Annotated in this window: 9 protein-coding genes; 5 read left to right on the top strand and 4 right to left on the bottom strand. The window is 74.8% G+C overall.

What is annotated here, in order from left to right; translation table 11 throughout:
• Positions 1-239 precede the first annotated feature (239 nt).
• Positions 240-488, top strand: coding sequence for a mycoredoxin (locus BMX74_RS03000; protein WP_055508512.1), 249 nt, complete (start codon positions 240-242; stop codon positions 486-488).
• A gap of 102 nt (positions 489-590) precedes the next feature.
• Here the strand turns inward: BMX74_RS03000 and BMX74_RS02995 are convergent, their stop codons facing one another.
• Entirely contained in the window at positions 591-857 is a 267-nt protein-coding gene (locus tag BMX74_RS02995) for a hypothetical protein (RefSeq protein ID WP_143078532.1), read from the bottom strand.
• 62 nt (positions 858-919) lie between these two features.
• Positions 920-1,894: an NAD(+) diphosphatase gene (gene nudC, locus BMX74_RS02990; RefSeq protein WP_082535548.1), complete on the bottom strand. Its 975-nt coding sequence runs from the start codon at positions 1,892-1,894 to the stop codon at positions 920-922.
• Positions 1,895-2,040: 146 nt separating this feature from the next.
• On the opposite strand from nudC, the gene BMX74_RS02985 reads away from it, so the two are divergent.
• Genes BMX74_RS02985 through BMX74_RS02970 form a run of 4 tightly spaced genes read left to right on the top strand, consistent with a single transcriptional unit; the run spans position 2,041 to position 7,420 of the window.
• The gene (locus BMX74_RS02985) at positions 2,041-3,177 is read left to right on the top strand and encodes an ATP-grasp domain-containing protein (RefSeq protein ID WP_091097995.1); all 1,137 of its coding nucleotides are present in this window, start codon (positions 2,041-2,043) and stop codon (positions 3,175-3,177) included.
• Positions 3,174-4,736, top strand: coding sequence for an IucA/IucC family protein (locus BMX74_RS02980; protein WP_256256749.1), 1,563 nt, complete (start codon positions 3,174-3,176; stop codon positions 4,734-4,736). The genes BMX74_RS02985 and BMX74_RS02980 overlap by 4 nt, the downstream gene beginning before the upstream one ends.
• Entirely contained in the window at positions 4,737-6,350 is a 1,614-nt protein-coding gene (locus BMX74_RS02975; RefSeq protein ID WP_091097990.1) for an IucA/IucC family protein, read from the top strand.
• Positions 6,347-7,420 (top strand): type III PLP-dependent enzyme domain-containing protein, encoded by a 1,074-nt coding sequence (locus BMX74_RS02970; RefSeq protein ID WP_091097988.1) that lies wholly within the window; start codon positions 6,347-6,349, stop codon positions 7,418-7,420. The genes BMX74_RS02975 and BMX74_RS02970 overlap by 4 nt, the downstream gene beginning before the upstream one ends.
• On the opposite strand, the gene BMX74_RS02965 is transcribed toward BMX74_RS02970, so the two are convergent.
• A complete protein-coding gene (locus BMX74_RS02965; protein ID WP_091097986.1) occupies positions 7,409-10,672 on the bottom strand; it encodes a UvrD-helicase domain-containing protein in 3,264 nt (1,087 codons plus the stop codon). The two genes, BMX74_RS02970 and BMX74_RS02965, sit on opposite strands and share 12 nt — an antisense overlap.
• Entirely contained in the window at positions 10,666-14,025 is a 3,360-nt protein-coding gene (locus BMX74_RS02960) for an ATP-dependent helicase (protein ID WP_177227168.1), read from the bottom strand. The genes BMX74_RS02965 and BMX74_RS02960 overlap by 7 nt, the downstream gene beginning before the upstream one ends.
• Positions 14,026-14,071: the final 46 nt, after the last annotated feature.

Genomic DNA, 14,071 nt, shown 5'->3' with positions numbered 1-14,071 from the left:
CGACCACCTCCCAATGTCGAAGAGGCAGCCAGCCTGACGGGTTCACCGCCGGAGATCAATTACCCGTCCGAGATTCGGTGACGGGCCACTAGCCGGGGCCGGTCGGGGTGGCCGCGCAGGGCAGGGCGATCGGCCTGATCGGGGAAGTACGCCCCGGGGATCGACCTCGGGATTAACCGGGGCAGGTCGCGTTGTTGCATCGAGCGCCCGGTTTCCTGACCTTGGAGGGGTTACCCGAGATGGCGCTCACGGTCTACAGCACGACGTGGTGTGGTCCCTGCAGGCGGCTCAAGACGCAGCTCGCCCGCGAAGGCATCGCCTTCGAGGACATCGACATCGAACGCGACCCGGCGGCGGCCGAGTTCGTGATGAGCGTCAACAACGGCAACCAGACGGTGCCGACGGTCGTGATCGAGACGCCGAACGGCCGCGTCGTCCGCACCAACCCCTCCGCCCTGGAGGTCAAGACCCTCCTCGGCGCCGCCTGACCCCGTAGACGCGAACCAGCCCCCGGCAGGTCTTCCGGGGGCTGGTTGAAGTGTTTACGATGGCCCGGAGGACCCGGATGCTTCCGACATCCGGGTCCTCAGTCAGTACACCTGATTGTCCAGCTTCTGCTCCAGGCGCAGGATGTCCTGCTTGAGCTCGGTGCGGAGGTCGGTGAGCCCCGCCTGCAGCGCCATGTTGTCCCGCTTGAGGTCCATGACCGCGCTGGTGATGGCGTTCGTGACGGCCTCGACGACCCTGTGCTCCGAAGCCTTGATCTTGTCGTCGATGCGCGTCTCGATGGCGGCGAACTGGAGGGCGAGCTTCTGGCGCTCAAGCTGGAGAAGCTCGTCGATGTGGGTTTCGTTCATGTCCATGACATTACCCTTTCGCTACCGAACGCGTCTTCGAGTGTACGATAAGTGACCTTTGCTTACCAGTCTCCGGTGAGGTGGTCGCCGTACCAGGTCTCGATGAGGCGGCGGGCGATCGAGACGGGGGGCGGGAGGCGCAGGGCGCCGGATTCGAGGGCGGCGGCGAGCTCTTCCCTGCTGTACCAGCGGGCCTCGGCGATCTCCTCGGCGTCGGGCGTGAGGGCCGTGGTGGTGGCGTCGGCGAAGAAGCCGAGCATGAGGCTGCGCGGGAACGGCCAGGGCTGGCTGCCGAGGTAGCGGGGATTGACGACGGTGACGCCGACCTCCTCGGCCACCTCGCGCACCACGGCGTGCTCCAGCGACTCTCCCGGTTCGACGAACCCGGCCAGGATCGACAGGCGCCCCTCCGGCCAATGGGGGCCGCGGGCGAGGAGGCAGCGGTCGTCGGCGTCGCGGACGAGCATGATGACGGCGGGGTCGACGCGGGGGAAGTGCTGGCTGCCGTCGTCGGGGCAGACGCGGATGTGGCCGCCCGCGCGCACCTCGGTGCGGGCGCCGCAGCGGGGGCAGTGGCCGTGGGTGGTGTGCCAGGCCTCCAGCGCGACGGCGTGGACGAGCAGGCCCGCGTCGCGGTCGCCGAGCAGGCCGCCCACCTGGCGCAGCCCGGCGGCGACGGGCTCGCCCTCGGGGGTGTCGCTCAGGCTGATGGGGACGGTGACGCGGCCGTTGAGGTCGCCGCCGGGGACGCCGGGCAGCGGCGCGGCCACGGCGAAGTAGGCGACCCCCTGCTCCAGGCCGAGCAGGAACCGCTCTCCCTCGGGGGCGTCGGCGGAGCCGAGCAGGACGGCCTCCACGCCGTCGCCGTTCCGCCGCACGAGGGTGTGACCGTTGTCGATCACCAGCACCCTGGTGGACGGATCGTTCCACGCGCGCTTGAGCCACTGCTCGTCGGCGCGCAGGGCCGACGAGCGGTCGATGGTTCCGCGGGCGAGGAGCAGTGGTCCGATGAGTTGCTCTTCCGCACTGGTCTCCACAGGCCACCTTTCCCGAATCCGCTGCCATCCTATGACCTCCCGGTTAGCCCGCGATTACACGGACGCGGCTCCATGGTGATCGTTCAGCGGTTAGGATCAGCGCAACTTAGGTTAGCCTTACCTGACAATCCCGGAGGTGCCTGGCGTTGCGGCTCTACCTGACCGCGCTCAAGCCGACAGATTCCGTGACGTACGGGTTCCTGCCCGCCGCGCGGGACCTGGGGTGCGACGTGACCGTCCTCACCGACCGCCCCGAGCGGCATCCCTCGGCGGTGCGCTGCGACGTGCGCGACCCCCGGGCCGTCATCGACGCCGTCGAGCACCTCGGCCGGCCCGACGCGATCTTCACCAACTCCGACCACCTGCAGGCGGAGACGGCACTCGCGGCGGCCTACTTCGGGCTCCCCGGCAAGGACTGGCGCGCCTGCCTGGCGGCCAAGAACAAGTTCCTGATGCGCAGGGCGCTGCGCGCGGCCGGGGTCGAGCACGTCCGCTCCGTACGGATCGGGCCCGCCGACCCGGTGCCCGGGGACGTGCCGTACCCCGTGGTGCTGAAGCCGCGCGAGGGGGTGGCCAGCGAGGACGTCCTGCTGGTGGAGCGCGACCTGCCCGGGGCGGTGGCGGCGCTGCGCGGGCGGCGGCCGGGCGAGACCCTCGTCGCCGAGGAGTACCTGGAGGGCCCGCTGCGCACGCTGGAGACGCTGGGCGACGCCGACGCGACGCGGGTGCTGGGCGGGTTCGCGACGACGCTGGGCCCGCTGCCGCACTTCGTGGAGGAACGGCTCGACTGGGTGCAGGACGCCGCCGACGCGCACGTCCTGGCCGCGCTGCGGGCGCTCGGCGCGGGGTTCGGCGCCTGCCACACCGAGTACGTGGTGACGGACCGGGGCCCGCGGATCGTCGAGGTCAACTACCGGGTGATCGGCGACCACTGCGACTTCCTGCTGGCCGACCTGCTGGGCGTGCCGCTGTTCGAGTGGATCCTGCGGGTGCACCTGGGCGAGCCCGTGCCGCAGCCGCCGCGTCCCTCGGGGCACGGCAGCGCGGTCAGCGTCGTCGCCGACCGGGCGGGCACGGTCAGGGCGGCGCCCGGCCCCGAGGAGGCCCGCGACGGCGACGTGCGGCTGTGGCACCGGCCGCTGCGGGCCGTCGGCGACGTCGTCGAGCCGTCCGGGACGAACCGCGACTACCTGGCCGTCGTCCGCGCGGTGGGCCCCACCAGGGAGTCGGTGGACGCCGCCGTCGCGCGCCACCTCGCCGCGCGGCCGTGGGTGATCGGGTGAGCGCCGGGCTGCGACCGATGGGCGCCACCGGGGGCACGGGCAGGGGCACGGCCGGAGTCGGGCGGGGCGGCGGGTCCAGGGAGGCGTACCTGGCGGCGCGGGTGCTGAACGCGCTGCTGCGCGAGGACTACGGCGGCCTGGCCGGGCGGGTCGCGAGGACGCGCGACGGCGTCGGCCTCCTGCTGGCCGACGGCCGGTGGGTGCGGCTGGAGCCGGGCCCGCCGTTCCAGGACTTCGTGGTCGCCCGGGACGAGCGGCTGGGGCTGGAGCAGGTGCTGGAGACGCTCGCGGAGGCGTCCGACCCGCGCGACGCGGACGGGGTGTCGGCGTTCTTCGACGAGTGCCTGGCGGCGCTGCACGCCCTCGAACTGCACGACGAGCACCGCGACGCCGTGCTCGCGCGCCGCCCCTCGTACGAGTCGCTGGCGGCGTTCGCCGACCACCCCGTGTACCCGACGTCGCGGGCGAGGATCGGGCTGTCGGAGGAGGACCTGCTGGCGTACGCGCCGGAGTTCGCCCCGGCCTTCGAGCTGCGCTGGGCGGCGGTGCCGCGCGCGGCGCTGGAGCCCGGCTCGGCCCCCGCCCTGCCCGCGGACGTCGCGCCCGGCGGTCTCGCGCTCGGCCAGGACGAGACGCTGTTCCCCGTGCACCCGCTGACGGTGGACGAGGTGCGGCGCGTCCCCGGGGTGCGCCTGCTGGACGGGCCGCGCGTCACCGTACGGCCCACGCTGTCGATGCGGACCGTCGAGGTGGGCCCGGGGACGCAGCTGAAGCTGCCGCTGCCGACCAGCACGCTGGGCGTCAGGAACCGCCGCTCGATCAGGCCGGGCACGCTGGCCGACGGCGCGCGGGCCGAGCTGCTGCTGCGCCGCCTGGCCGGCCCCGGCGTGCTGGTGGCGGACGAGCAGGCCCACGCGCACGCCGGGCACGAGTACCTGGCGTGGATGGTGCGCCGCCTGCCGCCGGGCAGGGTGGTGCCGGTGGCGGCGCTGAACGTCCCGGAGGTGCGGAAGGAGCTGGACGGCGTGCTGCCCGCCTACCTGCGCTTGCTGCTGCGGTGGAACGTGCGGCTGTTCGTCCGCTACGGCGTGGCGCTGGAGGCGCACCAGCAGAACCTGGCGCTGGTCTTCCAGCACGACGGCATGAGGCTGCTGGTCAAGGACAACGACGGCCTGCTCGCCTCGCCCGCCGCGCTGGAGGAGGCCGGGATCGACGTGCCGTCCTTCCACGACGCGCGCATGCTGACCGACGACCCGCACGCGCTGGCCGACGTGTTCGTGACGATCACGCTGCACCTGGCGGCCGCGGCGGTGGCGTTCGCGTGGCTGCCGCACGCGGAGGCGGCGGCGCTGCTGCGCGCGTCGCTCGCCGAGGCGCTGGACGAGCACGGCGACCACCCGAGGGCCCGCCTCCTGCGGGCGAGGACGCTCGACGCCGCCAGGCTCACCGCGAAGTCCATGGTCACGGCGGGGACGCTCGTCGCCAAGGAGCGTTCCGGGGCGCGTGACGTCAACAAGTTCTACGGCGCCAGCGGGCCCAACTACCTGAGGAGAGGCTGAATGCACGGACTGGCCGTCGACGCCGCGGACGCCGAGGCCGAGGAGGCGACGCTGGCCGCGCTGCTGCGCTGCTGCGTGCGGGAGGTGGCCGGGCCGCGCGGCCTGGTCTGGCCCGCTCCCCCGTACGTGCTGCTGCGCGTGGCGGGGACGCTGCTGCGGGCGCGGACCCGCGGCGGGGCGGCGCTGCGCTTCGACGGGCCGCCCGAGCGGCTGGAGGCCGGGGCGTGGCGTCCGCTGGAGGGGGACGAGCTGGTGCGGCTGGCCGAGGCGGAGCTGAGCGCGGGCGGGACGGGCAACGGGGAGTTCGCCGGGCAGGTGGCGGCGAGCAGGCAGGCCGTGGCGGCGATCCTGCGGGCGCGGGCGGGCGCGACGCCGCCCGCCGATCCCTGGCTGGCCTCCGAGCAGGCGCTCGTGCACGGGCACCCGTTCCACCCGAGCCCGAAGGCGCGCGACGGCGCGGGCTGGCTGCGGTACGCGCCCGAGGCGCACGCCCGCTTCCCGCTGCGGCTGCTCGGGGTCCGCGCGGACGCGGCGGCCGAGGCGGGCGACGTGTCCGCGCTGGACGCCCTGGGCGCGGCGCCGCCCGGCCGCCTGCTGCTGCCCGCCCACCCGTGGCAGCTCGACCTGCTGCGCCCGGCGTTCGGCGGGGAGCTGGTCGACCTGGGGCCCGGCCCGGTGGCGGTGCCGACGTCGTCGGTGCGGACGGTCTACGTGCCGGACGCGGACGTCTGCCTCAAGTTCTCGCTGGACGTGCGGATCACGAACTGCGTGCGCAGGAACGCCTGGTACGAGCTCGCGGGGGCGGTGGAGCTGACGGCGCGGCTCGGGCCGGTGTTCGAGGCGCTGCGGGCCGCGCACCCGGGCGTGCGCTGGCTGCCCGAGCCCGGCTACCGGACGCTCCAGGGGCCTTCCCGGCCGCACGAGGGGCTGAGCGTGATCGTGCGGGAGAGCCCGTGGGCGGTGTGCGACCCGGGCGTCACGCCCGTCCTGGCCGCCGCCCTGGCCGTGGACGGCGCCCCCGGCCCCTTGGACGGCACCTCGGCCTTCGACGGCGCCCCCGGCCCCTTGGACGGCGCGGCGCCGGGTGCGGCGGGTGACCCGGTCGCGTGGTGGCGGGCGTACGTGGCGGCGGTGGCGCTGCCCGTGCTCGACCTGTACTTCACGCACGGCGTCGTCCTTGAGCCGCACCTGCAGAACGTCCTGGTCGGCCTGGACGCCTCCGGCGCGCCCGCGCAGGCCGTCTTCCGCGACCTGGAGGGCGTCAAGCTCGTCGCGGGCCGCCACGACCTCGCCGGGCTGCACCCGCGCGTGGCGGAGGCGCTCACGTACGACGCCGGGCGGGGGTGGGCCCGCGTCGTCTACTGCCTGCTCGTCAACCACCTGACGGAGATCGCCGCGACGCTCGCCGGGCCCGACGACGTCCTGCTGCGGGAGCTGTGGCGGGCCGCGCGTGACGTCCTGGACGGCCACGCGGGCGTCCTGGGCGGGCCGCTGCCCCTGCGCGACCTGCTGGCGGGGGCGCCGCTCCCCGCCAAGGCGAACCTGCTGGTGCGCTGGGCGCGGGCGGCCGACCGCGGCGCCGGGTACGTCCCGATCGCGAACCCGCTCGCATGATCGGCCCGAGGATCGAGGAGGCCGCGCGGCGGCTCGGCGAGGCGCCCGCCTACCTGTACGACCTGCCCGCGCTGGACGAGCACGCCGCGTCGGTGCGCGCGGCCCTGGACGGGGTCGAGCTGTACTACGCGGTCAAGGCCAATCCCGACCCCGAACTGCTGCGCGTGCTGGCCGGGCACGTGGACGGCTTCGAGGTGTCGTCGGGCGGCGAGCACGCGCACGTCGCCGCGCTGTTCCCCGGCAAGCCGCTGGCGCTGGGCGGGCCCGGCAAGACCGACGCCGAGCTGCGCCTGCCCTGCCACCGGCTGCACGTGGAGTCGCCGAACGAGCTGCGCCGCCTGCTCGCCACGGGCCGGGAGGCGGACGTGCTGCTCCGCGTGAACCCGGACCTGCCGGTGGAGGGGGCGGCGCTCACGATGAGCGGCCCGTTCGGCATGGACGAGGCGGGCGTGGCCGAGTGCCTGCCGCTGTTCGGCCGGCGGGTGCGGCTGCGCGGCCTGCACAGCCACCTGGCCAGCGGCCTGGACGCCCCGGCGCTGCTCGCCCTGGCCCGCAGGCTTCTGGACGGCGAGCACGCCGAGGTGAACCTGGGCGGCGGCATGGCGGTGTCGTACGCGGCGCCGCGGGAGCGGTTCGACTGGGCGGAGTACGGGAGGGGCCTCGCGGCCCTGAACCGGGGCGGGCGGACGCTGCGCGTCGAGCCTGGACGGTCGCTGACCGCCTACTGCGGCTACTACGTCACCAGGGTCGTGGACGTGAAGCGGGTGCGCGGGAAGGCGTACGCGGTGCTGCTGGGCGGCACCCACCACCTGCGCACGCCGGTGACGAAGGGGCACGACCAGCCGTTCGGGGTCCTGCCCACCGGTTCGGGGCCGGGGCTCGACGGCGAGCCGGTCACGCTCGTCGGGCAGCTCTGCACCCCGAAGGACGTCTTCGCCCGCGACGTCGTGACGTCGGCGCGGGTCGGGGACACCGTGGTGTTCGCGATGGCCGGCGCCTACGCCTGGAACATCTCGCACCACGACTTCCTCATGCACGCGAAGCCGGCGTTCCACTACCTACGGCTGTGACGAGGGCACCGACTCGATGAGCGCCACCAGCCCGGCCTCGTCCAGCAGGTTCACCGGGCGCACCGTGAGGTTCGCCCGGACGTAGTGGAAGGCGGCGCCGACCCGCTCCAGCGGCACGCCGGCGAGCTGCGACCAGGCCAGCCGGTACGCGGCGAGCTGCACGGCCGCCGCCTGGGCCGCCTTCCCCGAGGGCGGCTCGCCGGTCTTCCAGTCGACCACCTCGTAGCCGCCGCCCGGCAGCTCGAAGACGGCGTCCATCCGGCCGCGCACCAGCCGGTCGGCGATCATCGTCTCGAACGGCACCTCCAGGTCGAGCGGCCGCCTGCCGGCCCACTCGCTGTGCTCGAACAGCTCCTGGAGCTCGGCCAGCCGCACGTCGGCCTCCTCCGGCTCCGGCGGCTCGTCGAGGAGCTCGAAGTCGTCGATGAGGCGCTGCTGCCCCCACCGGGTCTCCAGCCACCTGTGGAACGAGGTGCCGCGCCTGGCCAGCGGCGCCGGCTTGACCGGCACGGGCCTGCGGATCCTGCGGGCCAGCTCGCGGGCGTCGGCGGCCAGCGTGACCAGCGACGACACGGTCAGCTTGGCGGGCAGCTCGACGATCGTCGCGGGCTTGCGGCGGTGCAGCTCGCGCTCGCGCAGCAGCAGGTCCGCGTCGCGTTCCCAGGCGCGTACGCGCTCCTCCTCGAACGGCCGCAGCGGCTCGTCCTCGGCCGGGGGCAGCGTGCCGGCGAGCGCGTCCTCGACGAGCCTCGCGCCGTCGAGCACCGACTCGTAACGCAGCCCTTCGGGGGTGACCGGCCAGACCGCCGCGGCGGGCTCCTCCAGCAGCGGGTTCGTGGCGCCCTCGGCGAGGTCGGGCGCCCAGAACGCCACCTTGTCGGCGGTGTCGCGGATCTCCAGCAGGAAGTCGGACGGCTCCAGCGGCCTGGTGGCGCTCCCCCACCGGTAGCCGGAGGCGATGAGGTGGTAGTGCGCCCGGGTGACGGCCACGTACGCGAGCCTGCGCTCCTCCATCAGGTCGCGGTCGCGGCACTGCTCCTCGAACGCGGCCAGCTCCTCCTTGCCCAGCCCGGTCAGGCGGGGCAGGTCGGCGGCGTCGCCGCGCAGCGGGTACGGCAGCTTGCGCGGGTTGTCGGTCCAGCGGCTGTTGGTGACCGGGGTGGCGGGGAACATGCTGCCGGTGGCGATCGTGCCCTTCGAGCTGACCAGCTGCGACAGGCCGGGCACGACCACGACAGGCCACTCCAGGCCCTTGGAGGCGTGCACGGTCATCAGCTTCACGCTGTTGCTCTCGCCGACCCTGCCGCCCTCCAGCCCGAACTCCTCGGTCTCGGCCGCCTGCAGGTAGGCGAGGAACGCGCCCAGCGTGGGGTCCTCGGCGTCGCCGGCGAACCTGGACGCGGCGTCGAGGAAGGCGTCGAGGTCGGCCCTGGCCGCGAACGCCCCTGCCGTGCCGGCGCGGGCGGCGACCTCGATGTCGATACCGAGCCTGCGCTCCACCTCGGTGATCAGGTCGGGCAGCGGCTGCGCCGCGTGCGCCCTGAGCTGGCGCAGCTCGTGGGCGAGCGCGACGAGCCTGGTGCGGGCCAGCGGCGAGTACTCCTCCAGCCACTCGGCCCTGTCGGGCAGCTCGTCCAGGGCGTCGATGAGGCTGCCGCGCTCCTCCGCCAGGTCGGCCACCACCTGGTCGAGCGGGTCGTCCCTGCGGTCGCTGTCGCGCAGCTCGCGGGCGAGCTGCCTGGCGTGCTCGCCCAGCACCCGCAGGTCGGCGGGGCCGATGCGCCAGCGCGGGCCCGCCAGCAGCCTGGCCAGGGCGTCGCCGGCGGTGGCGTCGTAGAGCACGCGCAGGGTGGCGACGATGTCGCTCACCTCCGGCACGGTCAGCAGGCCGCCCAGTCCGACCACCTCGACCGGGATGTCGCGTTCCTCCAGCGCCCTGCGCAGCACGGGGAACTGCGACCGCTTGCGCGCCAGGATCGCGACGTCCTGCGGCTGGAGCGCGAGGGTCTTCTTGCGCTCGCGTTCGCCCCACGGCATGCCGTCGGGCGCGACCTCCTGGCCCAGCAGCCGGGCGACGCCGTCGGCGATCCATCCGGCCTCGTCCTCGGCGGTCTCGTGGAAGGCGCAGGTGACCCGCCCGCGGTCGACGCGGTTCGGGCCGGGCACGAGCACGGGCACCTCGCGCGCCTCCATGCGCAGCGGCAGCTGCACCCGGGCGGCCACGTCGAGCACCCTGTCGCCGTTGCGGAAGCTCACGCTGAGCTGCCTGACGGGGGCCTGGTCGCCGCTGCGGGTGCGGAAGTCGGAGGCGAACCTGCGCAGGTTGCCCGCGGAGGCGCCGCGCCAGCCGTAGATCGACTGGCAGGGGTCGCCGACGGCGGTGACGGGGTGGCCGCCGCCGTACAGGGCGCGCAGCAGGACGAGCTGGGCGTGGCTGGTGTCCTGGTACTCGTCGAGCAGCACCACCGCGTAGCGGGACCGCTCGATCTCGCCGACCTCCCCGTGGTTGGAGGCGATGCGGGCCGCCAGCGACATCTGGTCGCCGTAGTCGATGACCTCGCGCCCGCGCTTGAGCCGCTCGTACGCCTCCACGAGCGGCAGCAGCTGCTCCCTGGCGTCCTGGACGGCGAGCGGCCTGCGCTGGGCCTGGACGGTGCGTCCCGGCAGCGCCGCGAACCGCTCGCGCAGCCACTCCCCCACCCCGCGCACGTCGGCGGGCGAGCGCAGGTGCTCCGACAGCTCGCCGGCCAGCTCCAGCAGGGCGGCGGTGACCGACGGCGGGCCCAGCTCGACGCGGTCCATCGGCCCGTCGTACAGGGCGACGACGCGGGAGGCGAGCTGCCACGACACGGCGGGCGTGACGAGCCGCATGGTGGGTTCGAGCGCCTCCCGCAGCGCGTGGTCGGTGACCAGGCGGGCGGCGTAGGCGTGGTAGGTGGAGACGGTCGGCTCGCTGTCGAGCGCGCCCGGCTCGACCAGGCCCGCCTCGGCCAGCCCCTGCAGGCGCTCCCTGACCCTGGTGGCGAGCTCGGCCGCCGCCTTGCGGGTGAACGTGAGCCCGAGCACGTTCTCGGGCCTGACCAGGCCGTTGGCCACCAGCCAGACCACGCGCCCGGCCATGGTCTCGCTCTTGCCGGAGCCGGCGCCCGCCATGACCACCATGGGTTCGAGCGGGGCCTCGATGACGGCGGCCTGCTCGGGCGTGGGCGGCAGGATGCCCAGCTTCTCCGCCAGCTCGACGGGCGTCAGCACACCTGCCCCCCGCCGTCGTTGACGGGGCAGCTCGCCTTGGCGGCGCAGGTGCGGCAGCCGTCGTTCACCTTCGCCTGGAAGAACGGGCCGGACATGCCGGTGGCGACGGTCTCGACGAGGTCCTTGGCCCAGTTCGGGTCGCGGTCGTCCGCGAGCGCGTCCTGCTTCTGCTCCAGCGCGTCGTTCTTGCCGGCGGCCTTGCCGAGCTGCACGAGCGCGGCGCCGCCCGGCTCGGTCATGCCGTGCCTGGCGAACGCGCCCAGCAGGGCGGCGAGCTGGTAGACGCCGAGCTGCGGGTGGCGGTCGAGCTCGCCCGGCCTGGGCTTCGAGCCGCCGGTCTTGAGGTCGATGATCACCGCCCGGTTCCCCGCGTCGCGCTCCACCCGGTCTACCCGGCCCCTGATCTGGACGCCCTCCGCCACCGTGGCGGTGAACGCCTCCTCCCAGGCGACCAGCTCGCGCGGGTTCTCCTTGTGCCAGCGCAGGAACTTGCCGATCATCTGCTCGGCCACCTGGCGCTGCTTGCGGTTGTACCAGACGCCGCCGAAGTCGAGCTCGTTCCAGACGGCGTCGAGCCGTTCGCCGAGGAGGTCCTCGCTGGGCAGGTCGGTGGCGGCGAGCACGGCCAGGGCGTGGATGACGTTGCCGAGTCCCTGCGCGGTGCTGGTGCCGGCCGCGCCGACCGCGGTCTCCATCAGCCAGCGCAGGCCGCACTTGGTGAAGCTCTCGACGGCCGACGGCGAGATCGTGACGACGCCGTCCGACCAGCTCAGCGGGCGGTCGTCGGACATCGGGGTCAGGGCGTACCAGTCGTTGGGGTGGGCTCCCTGGACCCCGGCCGCGGCGAGCCTGGCGAGCTGCCGGGCGGCCTTCTGCCTGACGACGGCGGGCCTGGTGGGGTCGGTGACGGCGCTGCGCAGGTCGGCGACGAGCGCGGACATGGTGAGCCAGCGGGCGCGGTCGTCGACCGTGGCGGACCCGACCGCGCCGGGCGCCAGCTCCGACAGGAACCTGGACGGCCGCTCGTCGGTGTCCTCCCCGCCGACGGCCGTGACGACCAGCCTGCGCCTGGCCCGGGTGACCGCCACGTAGAACAGCCTGCGCTCCTCGGCCAGCAGCTTCGACACCAGCGACGCGGCGTTGGGCTCGGCGCCCTCGGCCACCTCGACGAGGTCGTCGACGCCCAGCATGGAGCCGCGCAGCCGCAGGTCGGGCCAGACGCCCTCCTGCACGCCCGCCACGACGACGACGTCCCATTCGAGCCCCTTGGCGCGGTGGGCGGTCAGGACGCGCACGGCGTCGCCGTCGGGCGCCCGCTCGGCGAGCGTGTCGCCGGGGATCTCCTGGGCGGCCAGGTCGTCGAGGAACACCTCCGCGCCGGCCCTCGGCATCCGGTCGGCGAACCTGGCGGCGTGGTCGAAGAGCGCGACGACGGCGTCGAGGTCGCGGTCGGCCTGCGCCCCCCTCGGGCCGCCCGCGAGGCTCAGCTCGGTCCAGCGCTCGGCCAGGCCGCTGGCGTGCCAGATGGTCCACAGGAGGTCCTCGGCGCCGGCCTGCCGGGCGGCGGCCTCGGCGGCGGAGGCCAGCAGCCTGGCGACGCGCTCGGCGGGCAGGGCGACGTGCGGCTCGACCCTGGTGAGCTCGCGCGGGTCGCGCAGCGCCGCCACCAGCAGCTCGCCCGACGACCTCGGCCGCCGGTGCGCGCCGCCGCCGCTTTCGCCGCCGCCTTCCGCGTCGCGGGCGCTTCCCGCTGCGCCTTCGCCGAGCGTGGCCGCGGCCTCGTTCTCGGCGATCTTCAGGGAGCGGCGCAGCCGCCGCACGCCGATCATGTCGGTGCCGCCGAGCGGGCCCGTCAGGAGCTCCTCGGCGACCGCCTCGTCCAGCACGGACGGATCGAGCGCGACCCTCAGCACGGTGAGCAGGGGCCGTACGCCCGGCTCCTGGGCGATGGGCACCTCGTCGCCGGCGATCATCGTGGGCACGCCGGCGTTGACGAGCGCCCGGCGCAGCAGCGGCACCTGCCGCTTGGCCGAGCGCACCAGCACCGCCATGCGGTGCCAGGGCACCCCGTCGATCAGGTGGGCGCGGCGCAGCGTGTCGGCCACGATGGCGGCCTCCTGGCTGGTGCTGTCGGCCAGCAGCACCCGCGCCTCGCCCTCCTCGGCGCCGGGCGGGGCCACGAGGTCCCTGTGGCCGTGCGAGCGCGCCTGCCCGGCCCCCGGCTCGTGGCCGAGGCCGGGCAGGGGCGGCTGGTGGCCGAGGCCGGACAGGACCGGCTGACGGCCGGTGCCGGGCGGGGCCGGTTGACGGCCGGTGTCGGGCAGGGGCGCGGCGGGCAGGCGCTCGGCCACCCTCCTGGACGCCGCCAGCAGGTTCGGGCCGCTCCTGCGGCACACGCGCAGCGCCACCACCGGCGCCCGGCGGCCGTGGAGGGTGCGGAAGCGCTGCGGGAAGCCGAGGATGCCCTGCACGTCCGCGCCGCGGAAGCCGTAGATCGACTGGTCGGGGTCGCCCACCGCGACCAGGTCGCGCCCGTCGCCCGCGAGCTGCGTCAGCAGCAGTTCCTGCGCGGGGTCGGTGTCCTGGTACTCGTCCACGAAGACCACGTCGTGCGCGGCCCGCTCGCGCGCCCGCACGTCGGGGTCGGTGAGCAGCCCGGCGGCGGCCCTGATCAGCTCGGCGTAGTCGAGCGCGGGCTCGGGGTCGAGGTCGAACCTGAGCTGGTAGCGCTCCAGGAAGCGCCCGGCCGCCACCCAGTCGCCCCGGCCGTGCACGCGGCCCAGGGCCACGAGGCGGTCGGCGTCGAGGCCGCGTTCGGCGGCGCGCGAGAGGAAGTCCCTGAGCTCCTGGGCGAAGCCGCGGGTCTTCAGCGCCTCGCGCAGCGAGTGCGGCCAGCCGCCCGCGCCGTCCTCCAGCTCGCCGTGCAGCAGGCGCCGGATCTCCAGCAGCTGCTCGGGGCCGCTCAGCAGGCGCGGCGGCGGCTCCCCCGCGAGCACGGCCTCGCGGCGCAGCAGCGCGTACGCGTACGAGTGGAAGGTGAGGGCGAGCGGCGTGCGGGTGGTGCGGCGCAGCCGCGCGGTGACGCGCTGGCGCAGCTCCTGGGCAGCCTTCCTGCTGAACGTCAGGATGAGCACCCGCTCGGGATCGACGCCGCGCCGCTCGATCCTGTCGACGACGCTCTCGACGATCGTGGTGGTCTTGCCGGTGCCGGGGCCGGCCAGGACGAGCAGCGGGCCGCCCGGGTGCGCGACCACGGCACGCTGGTGCTCGTCGAGCACAGGGGGCGCAGCGGGCCCGTCGCTCGCGCGGCGTACCAATCGCCAGGTCTGACCACTCACAGCACTAGATTCCATCAGACCACAGGGGTAGATCGTGCCGAGTTGACCGGCCTGCCCGCGC

It is taken from the genome of Nonomuraea pusilla, assembly GCF_900109355.1.
GTDB classification, from domain to species: Bacteria; Actinomycetota; Actinomycetes; order Streptosporangiales; family Streptosporangiaceae; genus Nonomuraea; species Nonomuraea pusilla.
This window is presented reverse-complemented; position numbering and strand designations above follow the sequence as displayed.